Annotated in this window: 4 protein-coding genes; 3 read left to right on the forward strand and 1 reads right to left on the reverse strand. The window is 56.6% G+C overall.

What is annotated here, in order from left to right; translation table 11 throughout:
• The 3 genes from F8I07_RS07125 to F8I07_RS07135 all read left to right on the forward strand — a co-directional run.
• Positions 1–434, forward strand: a 434-nt coding sequence (locus tag F8I07_RS07125; RefSeq protein ID WP_292657655.1) for a paraquat-inducible protein A, incomplete at its 5' end; no start/stop codon positions are given.
• Positions 427–2,049, forward strand: a complete 1,623-nt coding sequence (locus F8I07_RS07130; protein WP_292657658.1) for an MlaD family protein — start codon at positions 427–429, stop codon at positions 2,047–2,049. The genes F8I07_RS07125 and F8I07_RS07130, both read left to right, overlap by 8 nt.
• Positions 2,050–2,634: a membrane integrity-associated transporter subunit PqiC gene (locus F8I07_RS07135; RefSeq protein ID WP_292657661.1), complete on the forward strand. Its 585-nt coding sequence runs from the start codon at positions 2,050–2,052 to the stop codon at positions 2,632–2,634.
• 6 nt (positions 2,635–2,640) lie between these two features.
• Here the strand turns inward: F8I07_RS07135 and F8I07_RS07140 are convergent.
• Positions 2,641–2,868: diguanylate cyclase (locus F8I07_RS07140; protein ID WP_292657662.1), on the reverse strand; the 228-nt coding region annotated here is incomplete at its 5' end.

A 2,868-nucleotide genomic window follows, 5' to 3' on the forward strand; every position in this document is an offset into this window, starting at 1 on the left:
ACCTCCTGCCTATGATGCATGTGCAGACATTCGCCGGGACCGAATCCGATACGATCATGAGCGGGGTCATCTACTTCATGGAGACCGGATCCTACCTCATCGGGAGCGTCATCTTCATCGCCAGTATCCTGGTTCCTGTGCTCAAGATGCTGATCCTGCTTTACCTCATCCATACCGTTCGGCACCACAAGGCCGCCAAGCCGAAAGAACGGCAGAGACTCTATCTTCTGACTGAAGTCATCGGCCGCTGGTCCATGGTGGATGTCTATGTGGTCTCGATCATGATCGCCCTGGTCCATTTCGGGGGACTCACCGAAATTCGCGCCGGCGGGGGAGCCGTGTTCTTCCTCCTGGTGGTCATCCTCACCATGCTGGCGGCCATGAGTTTCGATCCCCGACTGATCTGGGACACCGCAAAGGAGCACCATGCCTGAAAATCCCGTCAAACATCCCCCGGGAGAGGAGTACGTCAGGGAGGCGATCTGGTCTGCCAGACGCCGGCACTTCTCCACCGTCTGGATCGTCCCGATCGTCGCCCTGATCATCGGGGCAGTCCTCATCTACAAATCGGTAAGCCAACGGGGACCGACGATTCAGATCACCTTCCAGTCGGCCGAGGGGATCGAAGCCGGAAAATCGGTGGTCAAATACAAAGATATCAAGGTCGGCAAAGTGACGGATATCCGCTTCGACGAAGATCTGAAGTCCGTCATCGTCACGGCGGAGCTCAACAAAGAGATGAAACGCTACCTCAGTGAAAAGACCCGTTTCTGGATCGTCCACGCCCGACTGACCGCCGAATCAGTGGAGGGGTTGGATACCCTGCTCTCGGGTTCCTATATCGGCATGGATCCCCAACCCGGCAAGGAGGAGCTGCGCCGTTTCAAAGGCTTGGAGAATCCTCCTGTGATCCTGGACAACCTCAAAGGCAGAATCTTTGTCCTGGAGGCAGACGACAAGGGTTCTCTGCAGATCGGCTCCCCCCTCTACTACAAAAAGCTCAAAGCGGGCAAGGTCATCGGCACCCACCTCTCCGCCGACGGACGACGGGTCTTGATCGATGTCTTCATTCAGGAGCCCTTTAGCCGGCTGGTCACCGACGCCACCCGTTTCTGGAACGCCAGCGGTATCGATGCCGTCATCGGTCCCGAGGGTGTCGAAATCCGCACCGCTTCGCTTACCGCCATCCTCTCCGGAGGGATCTCTTTCGACAACTTCGAAGTCTTCGGCCAAGGCAAATCAGTGGAAGAGAAACACCACTTTATCCTCTTCAAAAATCTCAAAGAGGCCCAGAAGATCCACTACAACCGGGAGCTCTATTTCTGGGTCTATTTTCAGGACTCCATCCGCGGGCTCAAAGAGGGGGCACCGGTGGAGTTCCGGGGCGTCAAAGTGGGCGAGGTGGTCAATTTCTTCCTCGTCGGTGACGCCCAGACCGCGGAGTTCCGCATTCCGGTCCTCATCAAGATCGAACCGGAACGCTTCACGATCCAGGGCGTGAAGCAGAAAAACAGCCATATAGACGAGCAGATCTTCAAAGCCCTCATCGCCAAAGGGCTTCGGGCTCAGCTGCAAAGCTCCAACCTCCTCACCGGCTCCCTGCTGGTCAATTTGGACTTCTTCCCCGATGCCGAAAAAGTGGAACCTAAAAAGGAGAACGGCCTCTACGTCTTCCCCTCCGTTCCCGGAACCATCGAATCGCTCAAAGCCAACCTCCAGAGTGTCTTGCAGAAAGTCGCTTCCATCCCCTTCAAGGAGATCGGACAGAAGGTCGATACCCTCTTGGGGAACCTCAACAGTGACACCCTGCCCCAGCTCACCCAGAGTGTGAAACAGTTCAATACTGAGCTGCTTCCCTCCTTTACCCGTCTCATCGACAACAGCAATGCCACGGTCGAAGAGATGCGAAAGAACTATCTCGACGCCAACGCCGAGATCCACCGCAATATGCTCAAACTCCTGGATGAGATCTCCCGGACCAGCCGCTCCATCCGGCAGCTGACCGACTATCTCAACCGCCACCCCGAATCTCTACTCAGAGGAAGATAGATGAAACGACCATTTGCAGCGACCTTTTCGATGTTTCTGCTCCTGCTTCTAGCGGGATGCAGCAGCAAATCGGACTACTACCGACTCCAGCCTCGTCTCATGCCCCAACACAAGATCCAACCACTGCACACCCATCGTCTCATCGGTATCGGAGAGGTTCAGGTCGCCGACTACCTGGAGCAAAAGTCGCTGACGACCCGCATCAGTCCCGAGCGGCTCCAAGTCCACGATACCGACCTCTGGGCCGGTTCACTCAGCAAAAACATTCAGCAGGTTCTGCAGAGCAACCTCTCCCAGCTTCTGCCGTCAAACACTTTTCTCGCTTATCCATGGGAAGAACCTCTCAGCGATGCCTATCGGCTCTATCTCACCGTGGATCAATTTGACGGCGATGCCAACGGCACCGTTACGCTCAGCGGACACTGGAGTCTGGTCAATCGGCAAAAAGATCGCCTCGTTCTCGGAGAGAACTTCCGCTTGACGGCTCAGGGGGCTCCGGAGACCTCCGGCATCGTCGCAACCCAAAGCCGCCTTTTGGAGCGTCTGAGCCGCCGGATCGCCGCGCGGATCCGTTCACGGATCTAAACCGGATCACCCCTCGGCAACCACCCGATCTCTTCCTTCGTTTTTGGCCCGATAGAGCGCCCGATCCGCCCGACGGAAGAGCTCTTCCGCTTCCAACGTCTCTTCACCGCTACCGCTGCAGGCGATTCCGCAACTGCATTTCAGGGAAATTCCTTCTGCAAAGAGCCGTTTTTTCAACTCCTGACGAATCTTTTCCGCCAGAGCCCGGGTCTCTTCACGCCCGCGGGAGGTCAT

It is taken from the genome of Nitratifractor sp. (assembly GCF_015487065.1).
Lineage (GTDB): Bacteria > Campylobacterota > Campylobacteria > Campylobacterales > Sulfurovaceae > Nitratifractor.

Bases quoted from the DNA above. Each gene is read 5' to 3' on its own strand.
- F8I07_RS07135 (WP_292657661.1), top strand. From the start codon at position 2,050: ATGAAACGACCATTTGCAGCGACCTTTTCGATGTTTCTGCTCCTGCTT.
- F8I07_RS07130 (WP_292657658.1), top strand. From the start codon at position 427: ATGCCTGAAAATCCCGTCAAACATCCCCCGGGAGAGGAGTACGTCAGG.